Source organism: Mesorhizobium sp. M1163, assembly GCF_040318415.1.
In the GTDB taxonomy this organism is placed as follows: Bacteria; Pseudomonadota; Alphaproteobacteria; order Rhizobiales; family Rhizobiaceae; genus Mesorhizobium.
In genome coordinates this window covers 15,515-34,501 of the sequence record NZ_JAMYMF010000020.1, presented here as the reverse complement: position 1 = coordinate 34,501, position 18,987 = coordinate 15,515, and the positions used below count along the sequence as shown (strand labels likewise).

Sequence of the window (18,987 nt, the reverse complement as noted above, 5' to 3'; positions counted from 1 at the left end):
CAATGATGCGTTGGCTGCCGCGGATATTCAGCACGGCCGCGTTGGCCGGTTTTGCGGCAGCGATCTGGTTTGCTGGACCTTTGATCCGCTTCGCCGATATCCGGCCGCTGGGACCGGTCTGGTTGCGCGCGACAATCATCGGCACGATCGTAGCGACCGCGGCCCTCGGTTACGGAGTGCGCGTCTGGAAGGTGAGAAAGGCGCAAAAAGCGCTCGAGACCGTCGTTGCCCGCAACGACGGGAGCAATGACGACTCACCGGTGCTCGAGGCGCGCATGAGTGAGGCCATCGCAGCACTCAAGCGCTCAAGCCGGAAGTGCAATTTCCTCTACGAGGTTCCCTGGTACATCGTCATTGGCCCGCCGGGCGCCGGCAAGACGACCGCACTGGTCAATTCGGGTCTGAACTTTCCGCTTGCCGGTTCAGGAGACGCCCAGCCGGTGGCCGGGGTTGGCGGCACCCGCTCCTGCGAGTGGTGGTTTACCGAAGAGGCCGTGCTGATTGACACGGCGGGACGCTACACCACCCAGGATTCTAATGCAGGAAGAGACACCAAGAGCTGGCTTGCGTTTTTAGCGCTGCTCAAGAAATACCGCACCAGACAACCGATCAACGGGGTTATCCTGGCCATCAGCCTTGCCGATCTTATCAGCTTCGATGACCAGCAGCTCGACGCCCATGTCGTTGAAATACGCGGTCGCCTGAGGGAGATCCACGAGACGCTGAAAATCCAGTTTCCGGTGTACCTGCTTTTTACCAAGGCCGATCTTGTTGCCGGCTTCATGGATTATTTCGGCAGTTTCGAGGAGCCGCGCAGGCGCAAGGTCTGGGGCGCGACATTCCAGACCACAGACCGCAACAAGAACATGGCCGGTGAGGCTCCGGCCGAATTCGATGCACTGGCGAACCGCTTGGCGGACGAGATGCCTGACCGCCTGCAGGAAGAGCCTGATCCGGCCTTGCGCATATCGATGTTTGGCTTTCCGGCCCAGTTTTACGCGCTCAAGGGCCGAATTGCCGGTTTCGTGACCAGCCTGTTCGATCCGGTCCGCAGCCAGGTGAACGTCAGCTTGCGTGGGCTCTACTTCTCGTCGGGGACCCAAGAGGGAACGCCGATCGATCAGGTGTTGGGCGCAATCGGTCGCAGTTTCGGCAACAATTCCCGCCCCCATCTGTCCGGGACCGGCAAGAGCTTCTTTTTGCACGACCTCCTGACCGATGTCATTTTCGCCGAATCCGGATGGGTTTCCTATGACCGGGCCACTGAAAGGCGGGCAGCGGCCCTCAGATATGGCGGCTTTGGCATCATAGCCTTGATCACTGCAGCGGCCCTTGGCGCGCTCGGGATGAGCTTCATGGCCAACCGCTCGCTGATCGCCTCCACGACGCAGGCGATGAGCCAATATCGCGAGACAGCGGACGCCCTGCTCAAAAGCACGACGGTCACCGATGTCGACCTTGAAAACGCCATCGGGCCGCTCGACCAGTTGCGCAACATGCCGGCCGGTTTCGAAACCAGTGACTTACCCGCACCGATCGACGAAACGGTCGGCCTTAGCCAGCGGGAAAGGCTTCTTTCGGCATCGACAACGGCCTACCGGCAAGCACTGGAACGAATGTTGCGCTCGCGTCTGCTTATTCAGGCTGAGCGGAAAGTTCAGGCGACGATGGCTGAACCCGCCGCGCTTTACGAACCGCTCAAGATCTACCTGATGCTTGGCGGCAAGGCACCCAAGGTCGATGACGCGTTGATCATCTCCTGGATGAAGCAGGATTGGGAACAGAACCGGTATCCCGGCGAGAGCAACCGGTCAGGACGCGCGCAGCTCGAAAAGCACTTACGCGCCATGCTTGCGCTGGACGATGCCTATGATCCGGTTTTCGAACTCAACCAGCCGCTTGTGGAAGCCGCCCAGCGTTCGCTCGGGCGTATGAGCCTTGCCGATCGTGCGTCCGCATTGATCAAGTCGGCGGTGTACGCGGCTGCGCTGGACGATTTTTCTGTTTCGCAAAAAGGCGGCCCGGAAGCGCAGATTGTGTTCGAGCGCGTCGATGGCGGCGATTTGTCGAAGCTCCGTGTTCCCGGTCTCTACACCCATGCGGGATTCAACAACTTTTATCTCGGACAGCTTTCGCGCATTGCGCAGACACTCGTCGAGGACCAGTGGGTACTGGGCGGTGGCGGCGAGCAAGGCGGCATCGATCAGGAGTTGCTCAAGCTCGGCCCCGAACTTCTCGATCGCTACGGCAAGGAGTTCGCAGCCGCGTGGAACAGCATTCTCGATGCGTTGAAATTCAAAGCCATGCTGAACGACAAGCCGCACTATGTCGCGCTTTCCGCCGTTGCCTCACCAAGCTCGCCGATCGAACAGCTTTTTACCGCGATTGCCGACGAAACAGCCCTAGCGCGCGACCCTGTCTCCGGCGAAGACTCGGGCACTCGGATGCAAGCCGGCACCGTTATGCGCCAGTCCCAAGACGCCGCAGACATGGCCAAGGGCCTGGCTCGCATCGGCATTCAAATTAGCTCCTCGAAATCGCAAAGCCGTGCCGGTACGGGGTCTGCAAAATTTCAAAGCCAAAACCCCGGGGCAAGTATCGAAGCGCAGTTCAGGTCCTTCCAAGCTCTGGTAAGCGGTCCTTTTGGACACCGACCGATCGATGCGCTGACCCAGAATTTTCGCGACATCCATCAGAGCCTGCAACTGGCAACCGAGGTCGCTTCGCAGACGGAACGTGTCAACGCCAACCTGCAGCTGCAGGTAGCCACCCTTCGCGCCAATGCATCGCGCCTGCCCAAGCAACTCGGCAGAATGGCCAACGCAACTGCAGACGAATTTGAGGGCAACGCGGCTGAAATTTCGTTGACGAATTTGAACGAGATGCTCGACCAGGCCGTCACGCAGCCGTGCGAGGAGGCGGTCAACGGCCGCTACCCCTTCGCCCGCGATGGTACCCAGGATATTGCGATGGCGGACTTCGCCAAGTTGTTCTCTCCGGGCGGCCTGATGGACCGGTTCTTCGCACAAAGCCTTGCTTCCTTGATCGACATGAGCGGCAAGGACTGGAGCTGGAAACAGAATGCGCGCTTTGGGCGCGACCTGTCGAAGTCGACGCTGAAAAACTTTCAGCTGGCTGCGGAAATCCGCAACGCCTTTTTCCCCTCGGGCGGATCAATGCCCTCGGTCAACCTGACCTTTACCCCGTTCTCGCTGAATGGCGATGCAGACGCTGCGGTGCTCGACGTCGACGGCCAGATCGTCCAGAGCAACCAGGCGGGTAACACGCCAAGCACGATGTCCTGGCCGAGCGGCGCGGCCTCGGCGTCCGCCAGTCTGAGACTGATGCCGGAAATGCCGGGCCGCAAATCCGTTATCAGCTTCGAAGGGCCGTGGTCGCTGAAGCGGTTGTTGGACAAGGCGACGATCACCAGCAAGGACGGCACTGTTGAGGCGCGCTTCGTAGTCAGCGGACGCGACGTGGCCTATACGATCCAGACCGGCTCCGGTCCCAGCCCTTTCTTCCTTCCGGCACTTTCCGCATTCAGCTGTCCGAAGGCGTTTTGAGGTGGATTGAGCCTCGCCGAGGGCAAGTAAGATCGCCAAATCTAGTCGATCAGAGGTTTGTCTTGCATCAACGAGCGGCATCAGCGAACGCTTGGTTGGTTCGCATATCCAAACCGTCGCCTTGTCAAACGATGCCTTCCCGATCCGGGGCAAGCAACCGCCGCGGCCGGAGCCGACGAGCAGCGTTCGTCCAAGGAACAGTATTGAGAACGGGAGTGTCGCTGCCGGCGCTGGCTGATGTCCTGTTTGGCGGGCAGCGAAACGGATCTCCTATAAATCTCGAGCACTGCTGCAACTTCGTCGAACATCCGGACGTCACGGGTGAGGATCGATATTTGGCTAATACCGACCCTCCTGTTTCAACGGCGGCGTCGGCAATGCGCGCTGGGTGGGCACGCCGCTCACTCGGATCCTGAAAGAAGCCGGGGTACTCGGCAGTGGCATCCAGGTGGCCTTCTGGGGCACCGATGATGGCGAGATTACACGACATCATTCCGCACATTCCGGAGTACCTGACCGGCTGCCTGGTTGTTTGTGAGATGAGCTGGAACACTTAGGCACCGGCATGTTGTGAGACAGACGGGGAGATCGCAGCATGCGCAGTTGACCAGGCAACGGAGCGCTGTCGCGCCCTCAAATCATCACTTGAGCTCTTTCTAGTGGTGACCTCCCCATAAGGGTCACGCGCTCAACGCTAGATTTCGATATTTTAATATTCGAGCCTGTGGCAAAGTGGCGCCAGCGAGCGCCTGAGAGTGCGCTGCAGAGGACGCTTCGAGAAGCGCTGGTGGCAAGTTGAGCGATGTCGCCCTTTCCTTTGAGAGCTTCGGCGTGAGCCACAATGGCTGTGTCCGCGAGCACAATGAAGACAACTATTTGGTCGAGCCGCGAACCGGCCTGTGGGTGGTGGCCGACGGAATGGGTGGGCATGAAGCAGGAGAGGTTGCTTCAGCCAGCATCGTCGACCATCTGGCCACGATCGGCATTGCCAGTTCCGCCCCGGACCTTCGTGCGCGCTTCGAGGATAGGCTGAGCCGCGCCAACGCCGAGATCCGCAGGATCTCCGAATCCCGCGGCATAACCATCGGCTCCACCGTTGCCGCCTTGTTGGCGATGGATGGGCGATTTGCATGCCTGTGGGCGGGCGACAGCCGGGTCTATCTGATCCGCAACGGCTCGATCTCGCAGATCTCGAAGGACCACACCGAAGTTCAGGAACTTCTCGACCGCGGCATGATCAGCGCAGCCGAGGCGCTCACCTGGCCGCGTCGCAATGTCATCACGCATGCGGTAGGCGTCAGCGACGAAATCGTCATCGATTTCCAGCAAGGGGAAATCATGCCGGGAGACATCTTTGTGTTGTGCACCGATGGGCTGACCGCGCATTTGACCGACGCCGAAATCGGCGCCGCGGTCGTGTCTGCGACACCTCAGGCGGCCTGTGAGGCTCTGCTGAGAACGGTGCTGGAGCGAGGCGGCACAGACAATGTTACGATTGTGCTGGTAAAATTCGCAAACAGAAGCAATGGACACCCCCCCTACCCTGATCTGTCCAGAGCGGAGGGTTGAGCTGATGAGCGCCGACGACAAGACGCGAATATCGCCGCAGCTGGCCAACACCGCCGTCGGCACGCAGCTCAGCGGCATCTACGAACTTGACGAGCGGATCGCATTCGGCGGCATGGGCGAGGTCTACCGCGGCCACAACATCCAGACTGGCGACCATGTCGCGATCAAGATCGTCCTGCCCGAATTTGCCCGCGACCCGACGATCTTGTCCTTGTTCCGCAAGGAAGCGTCGATCCTCAATCACCTCTCGCATGATGCGGTCGTGAGATATCACGTCTTCACGATCGATCCAGGGATCGGTCGTCCCTACCTTGCGATGGAATTCGTCGACGGCGAGTCGCTACACGACATCATGCGACGTGGCCCAATGCCGACTGAGGAGGTGCGCAGGCTCTGCCATCGGCTCACGTCGGGTCTCAGCGCCGTGCATCAGGCGGGAGCAATTCACCGCGACCTCTCCCCGGACAACATCATCTTGCCAGGAGGTCGGGTCGATCGGGCCAAGATCATCGATTTCGGAATCGCGCGATCGGCGACCGTCGGCGGTGAGACCCTGATCGGCGGAAAATTCGCGGGAAAGTACAACTACGTTTCCCCCGAACAGCTTGGGCTATACAGCGGCGATGTCAGCGAGCAGTCGGACATCTACAGCCTGGGGCTGGTGCTGGTTGCCGCCCTGCGCGGCAAGCCGATCGACATGAGCGGGTCCCAATTCGAGATCATCGAAAAGCGTCGGACCGTGCCCGACCTGTCCGACATCGACGACGGCTTTCGTGACATTGTTGAAGCCATGCTGCAGCCGGATCCGCGAGACCGCCCGGTGAGCATGGCGGAAATCGCCAGGATGACGCGCGACGAGGACGAAGGGACAACGCCGCCGACGTTCGTCCCAAACCGCGGCAGGCCGGGTTTGCCACGAGCGGGGCAAACCCTTGCGCCCGATCCGAAGGCCTTGTCCCCGCCATCCAATGTCTTGGGCCATGACGCGCCTTTGGCAGGCTCGGGCGGGCAGCGCTTTGTCCAGCATGTCCGGCCAGCGCTGTTGTCCGAACCGCGGGCCTCACCGGTCGCCGCGCCGCCACGTGTGCTCGTTGGCGCTGTTCGCGGAAAATCTACAAAGCGCCGAGCCATCGCCATCTCTGCCTTCGCGACATTGGCTCTCGCCTCACTTGCCGGCCTTTATTTCAGCGGCTTTACGACACCCACCGCGCCAACCGCCGGCAAACCCTCGCTTTCCGCGCCAGAGCCACCACAACCTGCACCACAAGCAACAAGGCCTGTCCCCGAAGCATCAATTCCTGAGGCAGAGGCGTCAAAGCCGCTGGCGACGGACCAGGATACGGACTCCCCTGAGCCGCCACAGGCGGTTCCAGCCCCAAAGCCGCAAACAGAGGCTACATTAGCACCAGCTGAAAGTCAGGCGGAGGCCCCCGCGGCTCGAACGCCGCCGCCGGCAGCGTCGCCAAAGATGCTCCCGCAAATACAGGAAACGTCGAAGCTGTCGGCAAGTGGGGCGCAACCGCCGGCCGAAAACGCAGCGCCGTCAATTCAGCCCGATACGCCCTCGCCGCCTGCCAAGCTTGCTCCAGCCCTCCCGCCGGTCGAAAAGGCTCCCACGCCGCCCGCGGCGCAGCCAGACGGGGCAAGCCAGGCGGAGGCGAAACCGGCCGCGCCAGCTCCCAAGCCGGCTGCAGGCCAGGCGGATGCGACGAGCGCAAAGGAGCAGCAGGCCGACCTGCCGCCGCCCAAACACCAGGCGAGCCGGCCGGCGAAGGCCCTACCAGCAGCGCCCGTTCCAGAGCCGGCTGCACGCCAGGCGGATGCGGCGAGGGCAAAGGAGCAGCAGGCCGACCTGCCGGCGGCCAGAGAACCAGACCAGGCCATGGTTGCCCTGAACCTGCCTAAGCCGGAAGTTGCCCCTGTGATCGACGATATAGCGCAGCGTGTTTCGTGGGTTCGCGACTTCAGCGGTGGCGACTGTTTCTACGCCGCCGTGACCTCCATAACCGATAAGACCGCTGCCATCGAAGGATTTGGAACCGCGGTCCAGCCATTCGAGCAGATGCTGGCTGATTTCCAGGCAAAGTTCCACGTTGAGCCCGACATCAACGTGCGCCTCATTGAGCCGAGCCAGTGCGAAGTCACCAACTTCCTGCGTTTTCTGGGGCAGGCTGCTGGCGAAAAGCCGCAGCTCGTTCTCGATCGAACATCGGTGCCGAACGGCACACCGATCAGCGGTACGTTGGTGACGCGTGGCGGGCTCATTTCCAGCGTGCTGCTGATCGACCACAAAGGCATGATGTTCAACCTCGATGACCGCATGGTCGTACAATCGGACAAGGCTACCTTCAGCATCCCGATCGGTCTCGGCGCCGCCGACAGGGCTGCAGGCAAGGCCGTGCCGCAGATCATCATGGTGATCACCGGCCCCCAGGATATCCAGGCGGCTGCGTTCTCCACGCCAATGCCAGCCTCACAGCTGTTGCCCAAAATTCTCGAGGAAATCGAGGCCAACGGATCCAAGTTCTCGGCCAGCGCCAAGTATTTCCGGCTCGGCGGGTAGCATGGGCGTCCGATGGAATTCCGTAGCTCGCGTTTGCCCCGCTCGTCTTCCGACCTGCCCTTAAAGCAGCGTGGTCGGCTTCTAACCTTGCTTGCCTCGAGGGGCCGGATGAGGCTTGCGGTCGTTTCGGCCGCCGCGTTGCTGGGCGTGCTCTCATGCAACGAAGCGCGCGCCGAATTCACGGTGTGCAATCAGACGCTCGACGTCGTCAACCTCGCCGTCGGCCAGGAGGTCGACAATGCCGATCAGACCGATGGGTGGTGGACCATCGGCGCAAATCAGTGCGTGAACGTCATCCGCGAGGAACTGACGAACCGCTACATCTACCTCTACGCCACTGACGTTTTCGGCCAAGCCATCCTGACGGGATCGACCGAAATGTGCATTGAGCGGCGACGTTTCTCGATACGCGGCATCGACGAATGCTGGCAGCTTGGCCATATTGCTGCGCGATTCGTTGAAGTCGATACGCTTGAACAGGTGCGGTGGACGTTTTTCCTGACCGGAAGCAGTCCGTGACGCACGCTATCGACACCAGCTTCAAGGAGAAAAAGCAAGCACGCGCTGCCCTCCGCCGGCGCACCTTTTGGCGCAGGCTTCTTGCCGGTTTCGCCACAGTTTTCCTGTGTTCGATTGCCGCCGGCTTCTACCTCACCGCGGACTATTGGTCGTTTGGCGACGAAGACGAGGATCTGCATGCGGTCGAAGGAGCCGACGATGTGCCGGCCGATGCCTCTGTTTATGTGCCTGCCATTATCGGCCTGGCGGGGGATCCGATGTGGATCACGCTCGCCCCCGATTCCGGCGCCGCAACGAAAGGCCGCGTTGTTCCGCGTCCGGCCGAACTCGACCAGGCCGGGGTTTCGCCACAGATCGAGATCTTGTCCGACGTCATGCTTAGCGCCAGCGAGAAATTCATGACGACCATACCGTCGACGCAGGAGGATTTTGCATTCTTCCAGGCGCAACGAAAGACGGCCCCCGCAGCCTCCAGCGATCTGCAGAACGATCTTGAGCCATCTCCTGCCGCGGATGAACCCGCCCCTGCCGCCGATCAACTGGCCGAAGCCGATGACCCGGAGGCCGGCTGGGGTGAAACAATCGAAGCAGGCGATGCAGCTCTTCCCGCGTTCCACAAGACCCAGATCGAAAACAACACCAGCGTCGCAACTGTCACGAACGAATTTCAGCGGTTCGAGGTTACGGAAGACACGTTCGTGAAGATCCTCAACGATCGCAGTCTGGATAGCGTTGCGCTCGATGCACATTTCTCCGCCGACGACGCCAAGCAGGCAGGCGAGGCGCTGAAGGCGCTCTTCGGCCGGGACGGCCTGGAACCGGGCTATGTCGTGGCCATGCGTGGATACCGACCCAACCGCGAGACGACAACGATGTCCCTCATGCAGGTGTCGATCTACGCCAAGAACGTCTTTGTCGGTACGCTGACGCGCAATGCCGCGGGCGTGTTCGTTTCGGGCGTTGATCCTTGGGTACGGGAAGATCTTTTCAACTACTCGGGCGCGCCGGCGGAAGGCGCCCACAAACGGCAGTATCGTCTGCTCGACGCGATCTACTCGACAGCGGCACGCAACAGCGTTCCGACCGGCGTGATCGGCGAAGCCATCATGTATCTGTCGAGAGGACAGGATCTGGACGCCTTCGCAAGCGAGGACCAGCGTCTTGTGCTGATCTATTCGCAGACGCCGCGCGGCAAGGACGAAGGCGCTGGGCGGGTGCTGTATGTGGGTGTCCAGGGCACGACAAAAACTCTCGACTGTTTCGTTTTCCAGCAGAGCGATGGCCAGTTTGCATGCGTGACAGGCGACGATCAGGTCCGCTCGCTGACGGTCACCAACGGCATGGTCACACCGGTCAACGGGGTGTTGACCTCGACCTTCGGGCCCCGCAAGCACCCAATTCTGGGCACCGTTCGCATCCACAAGGGCGTCGATTGGGCGGCGCCGGTCGGCACGCCGATCGCAGCCGCCTTCGATGGCGAAATCAGCTTCCAGGGCGATGGGGGCGGCTATGGCAATCTGGTCAAGATTTCGCACGGAAACGGGCGCGAGACGCGCTATGCGCATATGCAGAAATTCGCAATCGTGGGCGGCGTCGGCACCAAGGTCAAGGCAGGTGACATCATCGGCTACATCGGCACCACCGGACTGTCGACCGGACCGCACCTGCATTTCGAACTCTACCAGAATGGCGCGGCGATCGACCCGCTGGGCACAGTTACTGCGGTCGCTTCGGACTTTTCCGCCGTGGAAACGCTCACCGACCGCATCGTCCATGTCGAAAGTGGCGGCAGTGCCCGTGCCAAGAACCCGAATTCTTCAGCGACCGGTGCCGGCCAATTCATCACCAAGACCTGGATCCGTATGATGAATACATACCGCCCTGAACTTGCACGCACGCTCTCGACCGCCGACCTGCTTGCCCTGCGTTACGACGCCACGATCTCGCGCGAGATGGTTCGCAATCTGGCGCGAGAGGGCGAAGCCTATCTTCGGGCGCGCGGCCACCAGATCACAGCCGGCCGGCTCTATCTGTGCCATTTCCTCGGCATGGAGGGCGCGCATCAGGTGCTGTCGGCGTCGGGTTCGGCGCAACTGAGCGCCGTGCTCGGATCAGCCGTCATCCAGGCCAATCCCTTTCTCACCGGCAAGACCGCCAGCTATGTCGTGGACTGGGCCGAAAGGAAGATGGGTCGAAAGCTCAGCCCAGCCACGACCGCGGCGAGCCAGCAGACGACGACCACCACTGAGGTCCGGCAGACATCGCCCGAGTTCGCAAAGTACAAACAGGTCATCACGGCGATGCTGAGCACCGTTCAGAATGCGCTTTGAGCCAGGGCATGGCGTCGCAAGTCGCAGCCGCTTCGCAGGCGCAGACCGATTGGTCCGCGGGGTCAGCGATTTCCCGACCAAGGCTCTGTAATTCGGCGCCAGTGTGGTGATGGGCGGCGTGCTGAAGGACTGACAGCAGCATTCAAACGACTGCCTGCTCAGGGCAAAGCAGTTGTGGCTCGAAACTGCCGCACAGTTTTCCGGCAGCATGGGCCAGAGTTTCGCTACTCGGTCTTTATGCGCATTTCCACCCGGCGATTGACAGCATCGTACGGGTTGGGGCTGCGCGGATGCGCTTCGCCCAGGCCGATCGGGTTGATGCGGGCAGCCTCAATGCCGCTTGATGTCAGGAAGGACGTCACAGATTGCGCCCGTCGCTGTGAGAGCCGCTCATTGTAGTTTGCCGGTCCGGAAGCGTCGGTATAGCCTTCGACGACGAAGTGGAAACTGCTCAGCCGATTGTCCTTCAGGGCCTTGGCAAACTCCGCGAGCTCGGCGCGCGCGGTTGCGTCGAGTTCGGCCGAATCGAGCCCGAAATTGATCAGCATGTCGAGACTGGGTTTCTCGGCGAGTCCGTCTTTTGCTTTGGTCCTGCTCTTGCACTGCTCCTCGGTGCCGACACAAATTCCACGCGACTTGCCGAGATCGGCCGCGCCGGCAAAAAACTTGACGATGTCTTCTGATTTCTGGACAGGGTCGGCGCAAACATGGGTCGAGAAAACCACGACCGCCAACACCAAAGGTGAACTGGCCCACCGCATAGCGGTACTCCTGTTGAGCATCCGATATTACCAACCGTGAACATACCAAATTCCGAAGCAATTGTCTGCGGGAAATACCGAGCCGCGGCTGTGTCGCCGGTCATCACCCCGCCGCAAGTTGAGACTTGACCCGCGCCGCGCTGCGGGCTTGAGTGCCGACAGGCTCTCGATGAAAGCGTGGCGTCATGGGCAACGGGCTCCGATTCAAAACGGCACGAGATCTTTTCATGGCTTGTCCCGCCGCTGCCCGAGACATGCAAACCCTTCCAACCGACCAGCGTTCGATCGATTTTTGCCGCGATCTCCTCGCCGGGCGCGTTCCCGAAGAGGCAATCACCTTTTGTGCCTACCTGCTGCCGGATCGGGCTGCGGTCTGGTGGGCTCATGAATGCCTTGGGCATTTGAGCGAGTTGCTGGATGAAACCGATCAAAAACTGCTCGCACTCGTCAGCAACTGGGTCAGCGAACCGAGCAGCGCCCACCATCGTGCGGCGCTGGGCCAGGCAGCGGCAGTGCCACCTACAACCCCGGGCGCCTGGATTGCCTTGGCTGCGCGATGGCGTGACAATGGCCTAGGTACTGGCGGATCCGTCGGCCGCACAACCTTGCCACCGGCCTTACAGCCGCTTCCTGCCGCCCATGCCGTCAATGCCGGAGTTCTGGCAGGGCTCGCGCGTGTTGCACTGGCGGACCGTTTTGCCGTTCTATCTGCCTTTGTCGAAATGGGCTTACAGATGGCCGAGATCGAGGCGCTGCGCCAATCAGCGGACGCATACTAGCCTCGCATCTTTTCTGTCTGGGCTGTAGGCGAGAGGGAACAACTGCTTGGCGCGAGTGTCCAAAGGGGTCGGATAGGCTGGAACTGCACAGGGCCGAGAGTGGAACTCAGAGATGACGGTTGATCAGATTCTCATCCGCGGGTTGGCTACCGTCTTCCGTCCCTTCGTCTCGGTGCTTTCCTCGGTCTAGAGGGCGGGCATCGGGTGGATTGTGCGGGCCACCAGCCTCAGCCCTCGAAGATGAGGTCTCGCAATATGCTGCTGCCCCTGGTCGCCGCGATCTTGGTGTGGCGTTGCCACAACGGGCCACATTGAAATCAATTCGATGTACGCAGGCTCGCCGAAGGCTCGTCAGCCAGTTCCTGCTCTCGCTGGGTCAAGCGCGGCTAGCAATACGGCAAAGTGCTCCGGCATTTCTTGATCGACTTCCAACCTGGCCGCTTGCGCAACACCTGACGATTGCCTTCTGACTGATCAATCGTCGGAAGGCTGTCCGTGCTCTTCGTGATGGCGGCATCAGCTAGAGCGGAGTTGGTCACGTCAGCCCCCGTCCTGATCGAATGAGCGCAGAGCCCCCTCCTTCTTGCCATCTGCCATTAATGACGCAAAGGCGCACCACGAGGTCCCACTGACGGCCCACGTTTGGTCCACTTCATCAGTTGTTGCTGCTGCCTATGCGTTGCAGAGGTGGTACGCTAGACGGCTTACTTCCGCCCCGACGAGGACCGAAGAAACCCAATCATGCGGTCACTCTTTGTCGGCTCGATCAATTTCATCAGCAAAGACTTGTGCTCACCCGGAAGCCCCTGTTCTACCGGAAGATTTAGCGCCTTGCGAAGGTAGTCGCGGACGGCTTCTGACGTGATCCACCGTCGTATGAGGTCGGCGATAACCTTCTGCTTCCTCTCGTCGGCCTGAGCCATGGCCGGCCCTACATGCGAATAGGTCCGAACCTCCGGGCGAACCGATTTGTTCCTTAGCTATTCTTTGGTGTCGAGCAGGACGGCCCTTCCATCATGTGTCGCCAGATCGATCAGAATTTCACACAGTTCGAGGTCCGTCTCGTCTGCGTGTGGGCACAGGGCCCGGAGGGCCGCTACGGCCGTTCTAAGGGACACCACGTTGCCGTCCGACGCGGCCTTAACGGCTCTGGCAATAGCTTCAGGCGTAATGCCTCCCGGCGCTGTATCCATGGTACCCGACCCCTCGGTGCCCTAGGGTCATCTTGCCGGGAACTTAGGAGAGGTCAACAAACGATTTCGTGTGGAATGGGAGGTCGGAAATATGTGGCAGAAATGCTCGCGCGGTGACCAGCTTGTACCCTCACCATCACTGGCGAAGACGGACGCCGCCCCGCTCACCTTAACGTTGACCGTAAAGGTTCTTCGGGGCGCCTTCTCAAATTCTCCTTTCCTGTAGATTTGGAAACGAATGGACGGTGTTAAGGCTTTGACGTGCCGGGTGGCGCAGTGTCTATGTCAATAGTCACCTCGCCCGCCACGTCAGCCCTGGCCGCCTCCAGCCCTGCAATCACGACGTGGTCTAACCAAGCCTTTGCTTGCTCGCTGAAGTCCGCCATGGGGGCATCTCGTTTTGCCACCTCCAACCTCGACGACAGGCTCCTCCTGCTGGCGGCGAGCTTCCTTCCCGCGCTCAAGGGCTTCTTTAAACTTTGCCATCCCTGTTGCTCCGATTTGTCATCAGGCCACCCCCAGATCGGCTATGGCGCCCTTTCACTAGAACGCGCGTAGTCGGGTACGTTGCGTTGGTGGAGCCTTTGAGTTCGCTGCTATTCTCATCTGGCTCGCTCAGAAGTCTTACAACGGAATGGCAATTCTTGCCGGCGCGGCGCCGTAACCGGCATCGTTAAGGGCGTTTGACTTGCCGACCGTCGAGCGTAGCGCGCCGTTCAACATCTGCCGCATATAAGCCTCCTTAGAAGGCTTCGTGCAGAAAGGAATCTTGTTCATCTCCATCATCATGGTGCACGCCGACACGCTGTTGTGGAGCTCATCCGTGGCACTCGAGCGCGCCATTTCCTGATTTCCGCACACGACGAATGTCTAGATGGGGATTGGTCCTCGCCTATTTGACCAGGAATTTTCGAACCGAAGGTCCAGATCTTACTTGCAGCCGCCTTGCGCCCACTTCGCCAGCGCCACCTTGAAGCGCGTCCCGAGCGGATGTTGCAGGCGCAGCACGGAGACATCGTTGGCGGCGAAATTCTTCGCCTGTTCGCACAGCCGAACCTCATCCCACTCATGGCAGCCATTGCAGTGCTTGCGCTGCCAAACCGCTTTGTCGAGCCCTTCCACGGGAGTGAAGAGCGGCTTGCCCGTGATCAGCTCGGCGATACTCTTGCCGTCGATCTTTGGATCTCCAAAATCGACAGGTCGGTCGAAAAAGATCGGATCGTCCGAAGCCAGTCTCGGGATTTTCTGACGCAGGACATTAAGTGCAAGCTGTGCCTCATCCTCGCCTGACGAATTTGCGGTGGCGTTTCGCCCATCCGAGCTGTCTTCCGCTTGTTGCGGAGCGGTCGCTTCGCCGACGATCAGCGGCGCGTTGAGATCGACCCTGTGCAAAACGACCTCGGTGGTCAGCGAAACATTGATCCACGGGCGCTGCTTGCCGGCGGTTGCTTTGAAGACATCGGCGATGACCATGTTCATCGCGTCGGTGATGGAGACGTTCGAAGCCCCAATATGGGCAAGCAACGCGGACGTGAACGGCGAATGTTCGCTCGATCCGTCATAGGCGACCTGATTGGGACTCGTGGAAAACGCGACCAGCGTGCCCGCGCCGCCATTCTCGATCGGGATTTCGGCAAGCCCGCTTCTCGCTCCCTTGACGCCGGCGGCCTTTGCCAGCACTTCGGCCAGAGGATTGTCTCGACAGGCGTCGAGGAAAATCAGTCTTATGCTGGTCTCGCGCGACATTTGCCGCAAAACGAACTCGACAGGCACCGCCTCGAAATCAAGCGAGGTCTCGTCTTCCAATGCAGCATCGACCGGAAGCAGGTAGTTGCTGCCTGAGACCTGCAAACCGTGGCCGGCGTAAAAGAAAAGGGCAATGTCGGCGCCGCGCACCTGCTTTGCGAACTGCGCAATCGTGGTCTGGGTCTGCAATTTGGTCAGATCGAAACCGGAGACGACTTCAAAGTCCAACTTGGCAAGGCGGTCGGCAACAGCCTGCGCGTCGCGGACTGGGTTGGTCAGCGCCGGCGCATGCTGGTACTGGGAGTTGCCAAGGACCAGAGCAACACGGCGTTCGGCATCGGCTGCCGTCAATGTCAATAGCAGCGAGAGTGTCACCAGCCCAATCGCGCGCAGGGCACTGCCAAAACAGGCAATCAGATCGAAGCCCCACCGGAACAAGAGGTCCTTCCTCAGTTGACGAGCTTGGTGGCGGAAAACTCGATCCGCCGGTTGAGCGCCTTGTTCTTCGGCGTATCGTTGGCCGCAACGGGCCGCTCCTCGCCATAACCGGTTGCCGTAATCTGCGTTCGTGCAATACCCGCGGCAACGATGGCATCGGCAACGGCCTGGGCCCTGCGCTCCGACAGCAGCTTGTTGGTGGCAGGCGAACCATCGGAATCGGTGTGGCCGGAAACCTCTACCTTCAGGCCGGGGCACTTGCCCACCACGCCAACCACCTCCGCCAGCAGCGGACGGCTTTGGTTGTCGAGCCGCGCGCTCGCCGACCGAAAGTAGATGGCCCCGGTGCGGGAGAGCACCGCGAACCGGTTGAGGCACTCCTCGTCGCTGAAGTTCGCTTTCGCGGCATCGGTGGGGACGGGTCCGACGTCGGCGGTACTTGCCGCGACTGTCTGCACGGCAGCGGGCTTGCTGCCGTCGGCGTTGAACACGAAATCGAATGATACCGAAGCGGTCGGAACAATGTTGGTCACATTGGCGGCCTGCTGCAGTTTGTCGACATTCGGCAGCAGTCCGAAGTCCTCGACATGCACGGCAACAGGTGTCTCCGAAGCGACGGAGACCATCCTGTCGCTGATCATGGTCACGACGATATTGGCCTCGAGATCCTTGTCGACCCCGTGCAGGTTGAGGCGGAACGGCAGCACTGCCTTCACCCTCCGCTTGGTCCCAAGGTCGGCCAATGCGGCAGGGTCCACTTTTGCGGTCAGTTCGGCGGACGGATACTTGAATGTCTCAAAGAAAAGGAACCGCATGCGGACATTGCGAAGGTCGACACCCGTGTCGACGGAGTTGAGGTCAAAGGTGATCTTGGCCTCACCCGTCGAAGAAAGAGTGCCGGCTATGTTCCTGATCTTGTTGGTTTCGACGATCGTGTTCTTCTTGACCGACTGGTAGGTGAGCACGGAGGCCGTCGGGTCGAGTGTCCAATTCGTCTGTGCATTCGCGCTTTCCAGCCCAGGCAACAACAGCACCGATATCGCGACGATCAAGCCAAGGGTGTTTAGGGCGAACCAGCTTCTCGAGCCCGTTTTCCAGTCTCCGACGACTTCGAACATGAACCCCCCCACAGGACAACAGCCTTCCGTGTCGCAATCACGACCATGCCGTGCCAAGGAGAGCATAGAGCAATTGTCGAGGCTTGGCGAGCATCGGCCAATCGACCGCATGGGTGTAAATTCCGCTCAGGTCCCGGGCTGCTGAAGTCCGGCAAAATGGCGTTGCGCGAACACAGGCTACGCAGCAGTCTTGTTGGCGGACAATGGAGCTGATTGGAGAATATTCGCTGCGCCACCTGCCGCTGTCTTGAAGCCGGTCACGCTGGACCAGCCCAAGCGAGGGAAACGCCCCGCTTACTCCATCCTGCTTCTCCCGCGGAATGCAGCTGCCCGCTCTTCGACGGAATTTCGACCATGTGAAGCAGGCCGTGAAGGGCGCCTAGCCTATTTGCAGGCACCTGCTCAAAGCCGCGACATGAAGCCAGCCGCCAGCCTGCTATGTTCGACAGCAATCGTTCAGCTTGCTGCCGCCGACCGTTTGAAAACGATGGTCACCTTCGTCCCTTTGTTGGCGCTGGACTCGACAGCTAGCTGCGCCTTGGCGTTCTCGGTCAGCGATCGCGCGATCAGCGCTCCAAGCTTGCCTGGCTTGGGCCACATCTCGCCTTCCGGCAGGCCGATTCCGTCGTCCGCCACTATAACCCGGCAGCCGTCGCCATCGACGATGCTGTGCAGCATTATCGTGCCGCCGTCGCGCCCCCGGAAGGCATGCTTTAGTGAATTGGTCAGCAATTCGTTCACGACCAGTCCCGCCGGCATCGCGACGTTTATTGACACCGGATATGTATCCACCTTCAAATCCAGCCGGATTCCCTCGACTGCATGCGAGCTCATCACCGCGGACGCGATCTGGCTGAGATACACACCAAGGTCGACCTCTTCCTTCGGCTCGTCGGCCGTTAGCGTCTGGTAGAGGATCGCCAAAGCGTCGACGCGACCGGCGAGGCGCTCAAACCGTCTCCGGTCGGCCTCGGTAGCGTTGCGGCTTTCCAGCCGGATCAGTGCGGTGATCATCTGCAGGTTGTTCTTCACCCTGTGCTGCAGTTCGCGAAGCAGTGTGTCTTTCTCGCTGACCCGCTCCTCGGCCGAGCGCTGATCTCCCGCCTCGCCGTGAGCCGATACGTCGACCAGGGCCACCAGTCGGAAGCAAACCTTGCCGTTATCGTCCTCTATCTCGTTGGAATAAACGTCGACGATCGCGGCTTTGTCCTCGCCGCGCTCCAGCCTGAAGCTGCCGACCAAATCGGTTCCCTTGACCACTGCCTCGGCTAGCGGCCTGTCCTTTTGCTGATGGAGGCCCGTGCCTAAAAGGGCCGCCCAGTTTTGTTGGGTGAGCCTGGCGACTGTCAGGCCTGACAGTTTCTCGAATTCCGGATTGGCGTAAACCACGCGCTCTTCACCGGCAAGGTCCGAAACGGCTATGGCGATCGGCACCTGGTCGAGGAATTTCTTGAACTGTTCGCTTTCGAGTGCTGTTGCAAGTTCAGGTGTATCAAGCAACTGCTCGACCGCCTCCGCCTTCTCTGAATTCGATGTCATTTGCGCGCCTGTTCTGTGCGGATGATATACACAATGCGGCGCGCCTGCCATCGCCAAAACTGGAGCTGCATCTCACGTTTCGCATCACGCATCTGACAACCAGCCCTGCATCGCGTAACGGCCGCACGTCTAACATTGCGATCGGCCGAAGGAGAGCGGACCGGCTGCAATCCAGGTGCCTGGAACGTTGAGGCGGCCCGGTCAAGTGGTTCGCTGCGGCAGATGAAATAGAGGGGGCATTTAGGAAGCAATGACTTCGTTGCCGGCCTCGGCCATACACTGTCGGCCGCATGACCGCATGCGGGGCTGAAAGAGCAACGCATCGCTCCAGCGGGAGTTCGGGCCGATAGTTGCCAAGCTGCGGCAGCCCATCGATCGTGCATGTTGAGACACTATCGCCGATGCCCAAATGTCGACCGGAAGGGCTCGCTTATGGGCTGTGCTGGAATAAGCATGAAGTATGCGCCTGCGCGCCGCTTCGTTGATGTCTCGGCCTTCGAGGAAGTCGTCAATCTGATCGTATGTGAGACCATATGCATCTTCTTCAGGCCGAAGGAGGACGAGGGTCTCCAGGTCGGCGGTCGGGATCTTGTCAACAAGATCAGACGGAGCGCCCACATGCGCTGCCAAGGCGCGAACTCTGCGCTTGTTCAACCCGGAAAGAGGAAGCATGTCTGCGGCACCGTCGCCGAACTTAGTGATGAAGCCCATCAAGGCCGCCAGACTCGTGCAATCCTTCTTCAGTCTGACCTGATCAACCTCCCCAGCCACCTCCCCCGCTTCCACCGCCGCTTCCGCCACCGCCACCAGAAGGAATGACAGGCGCGGGAACAGGCTCGTCATCAACCGGTATAATCACCTTCTTC

At 60.5% G+C, this 18,987-nt stretch carries 11 protein-coding genes and 2 pseudogenes; 8 read left to right on the top strand and 5 right to left on the bottom strand.

The annotated features are described in order from the left end of the window. The first annotated feature begins 2 nt into the window (after nucleotides 1–2). From tssM to NKH43_RS19370, 6 genes and pseudogenes are all read left to right on the top strand, one after another. Nucleotides 3–3,566: a type VI secretion system membrane subunit TssM gene (gene tssM, locus NKH43_RS19395; RefSeq protein ID WP_352859458.1), complete on the top strand. Its 3,564-nt coding sequence runs from the start codon at nucleotides 3–5 to the stop codon at nucleotides 3,564–3,566. A 373-nt stretch (nucleotides 3,567–3,939) separates the two neighbouring features. After that, nucleotides 3,940–4,104: pseudogene (locus NKH43_RS19390) on the top strand (hypothetical protein); the annotation flags it as partial. A 257-nt stretch (nucleotides 4,105–4,361) separates the two neighbouring features. Next, entirely contained in the window at nucleotides 4,362–5,135 is a 774-nt protein-coding gene (locus tag NKH43_RS19385) for a PP2C family protein-serine/threonine phosphatase (RefSeq protein ID WP_023720321.1), read from the top strand. A gap of 4 nt (nucleotides 5,136–5,139) precedes the next feature. Further along, nucleotides 5,140–7,698 carry a serine/threonine-protein kinase gene (locus NKH43_RS19380; protein WP_352859457.1) on the top strand — a complete coding sequence of 853 codons (2,559 nt, stop codon included), beginning with the start codon at nucleotides 5,140–5,142 and terminating at the stop codon, nucleotides 7,696–7,698. 108 nt (nucleotides 7,699–7,806) lie between these two features. Continuing rightward, nucleotides 7,807–8,217, top strand: coding sequence for a DUF1036 domain-containing protein (locus tag NKH43_RS19375; RefSeq protein ID WP_352641580.1), 411 nt, complete (start codon nucleotides 7,807–7,809; stop codon nucleotides 8,215–8,217). Beyond that, nucleotides 8,214–10,547: a M23 family metallopeptidase gene (locus NKH43_RS19370; RefSeq protein ID WP_352859455.1), complete on the top strand. Its 2,334-nt coding sequence runs from the start codon at nucleotides 8,214–8,216 to the stop codon at nucleotides 10,545–10,547. Before NKH43_RS19375 ends, NKH43_RS19370 begins: the two co-directional genes overlap by 4 nt. A gap of 224 nt (nucleotides 10,548–10,771) precedes the next feature. Here NKH43_RS19370 and NKH43_RS19365 read toward each other — a convergent pair whose 3' ends face one another. Then, complete coding sequence (locus NKH43_RS19365; protein ID WP_352641575.1) at nucleotides 10,772–11,308, bottom strand: OmpA family protein; 537 nt, start codon at nucleotides 11,306–11,308, stop codon at nucleotides 10,772–10,774. 185 nt (nucleotides 11,309–11,493) lie between these two features. Here NKH43_RS19365 and NKH43_RS19360 point away from each other — a divergent pair, with 185 nt between their 5' ends. After that, complete coding sequence (locus NKH43_RS19360; protein ID WP_031194381.1) at nucleotides 11,494–12,087, top strand: DUF6931 family protein; 594 nt, start codon at nucleotides 11,494–11,496, stop codon at nucleotides 12,085–12,087. 1,475 nt (nucleotides 12,088–13,562) lie between these two features. Next, nucleotides 13,563–13,838 (top strand): hypothetical protein, encoded by a 276-nt coding sequence (locus NKH43_RS19355; protein ID WP_156948118.1) that lies wholly within the window; start codon nucleotides 13,563–13,565, stop codon nucleotides 13,836–13,838. A gap of 372 nt (nucleotides 13,839–14,210) precedes the next feature. Here NKH43_RS19355 and NKH43_RS19350 read toward each other — a convergent pair whose 3' ends face one another. From NKH43_RS19350 to nadE, 4 genes and pseudogenes are all read right to left on the bottom strand, one after another. Continuing rightward, nucleotides 14,211–15,464, bottom strand: coding sequence for a caspase family protein (locus NKH43_RS19350; RefSeq protein ID WP_352859453.1), 1,254 nt, complete (start codon nucleotides 15,462–15,464; stop codon nucleotides 14,211–14,213). Nucleotides 15,465–15,475: 11 nt separating this feature from the next. Next, complete coding sequence (locus NKH43_RS19345; RefSeq protein ID WP_352641572.1) at nucleotides 15,476–16,582, bottom strand: OmpA family protein; 1,107 nt, start codon at nucleotides 16,580–16,582, stop codon at nucleotides 15,476–15,478. Between the two features lie 456 nt (nucleotides 16,583–17,038). After that, the gene (locus NKH43_RS19340) at nucleotides 17,039–18,121 is read right to left on the bottom strand and encodes a sensor histidine kinase (RefSeq protein ID WP_352641570.1); all 1,083 of its coding nucleotides are present in this window, start codon (nucleotides 18,119–18,121) and stop codon (nucleotides 17,039–17,041) included. A 408-nt stretch (nucleotides 18,122–18,529) separates the two neighbouring features. Continuing rightward, nucleotides 18,530–18,838, bottom strand: a pseudogene (nadE, locus tag NKH43_RS19335) (NAD(+) synthase); the annotation flags it as partial. Nucleotides 18,839–18,987: the final 149 nt, after the last annotated feature.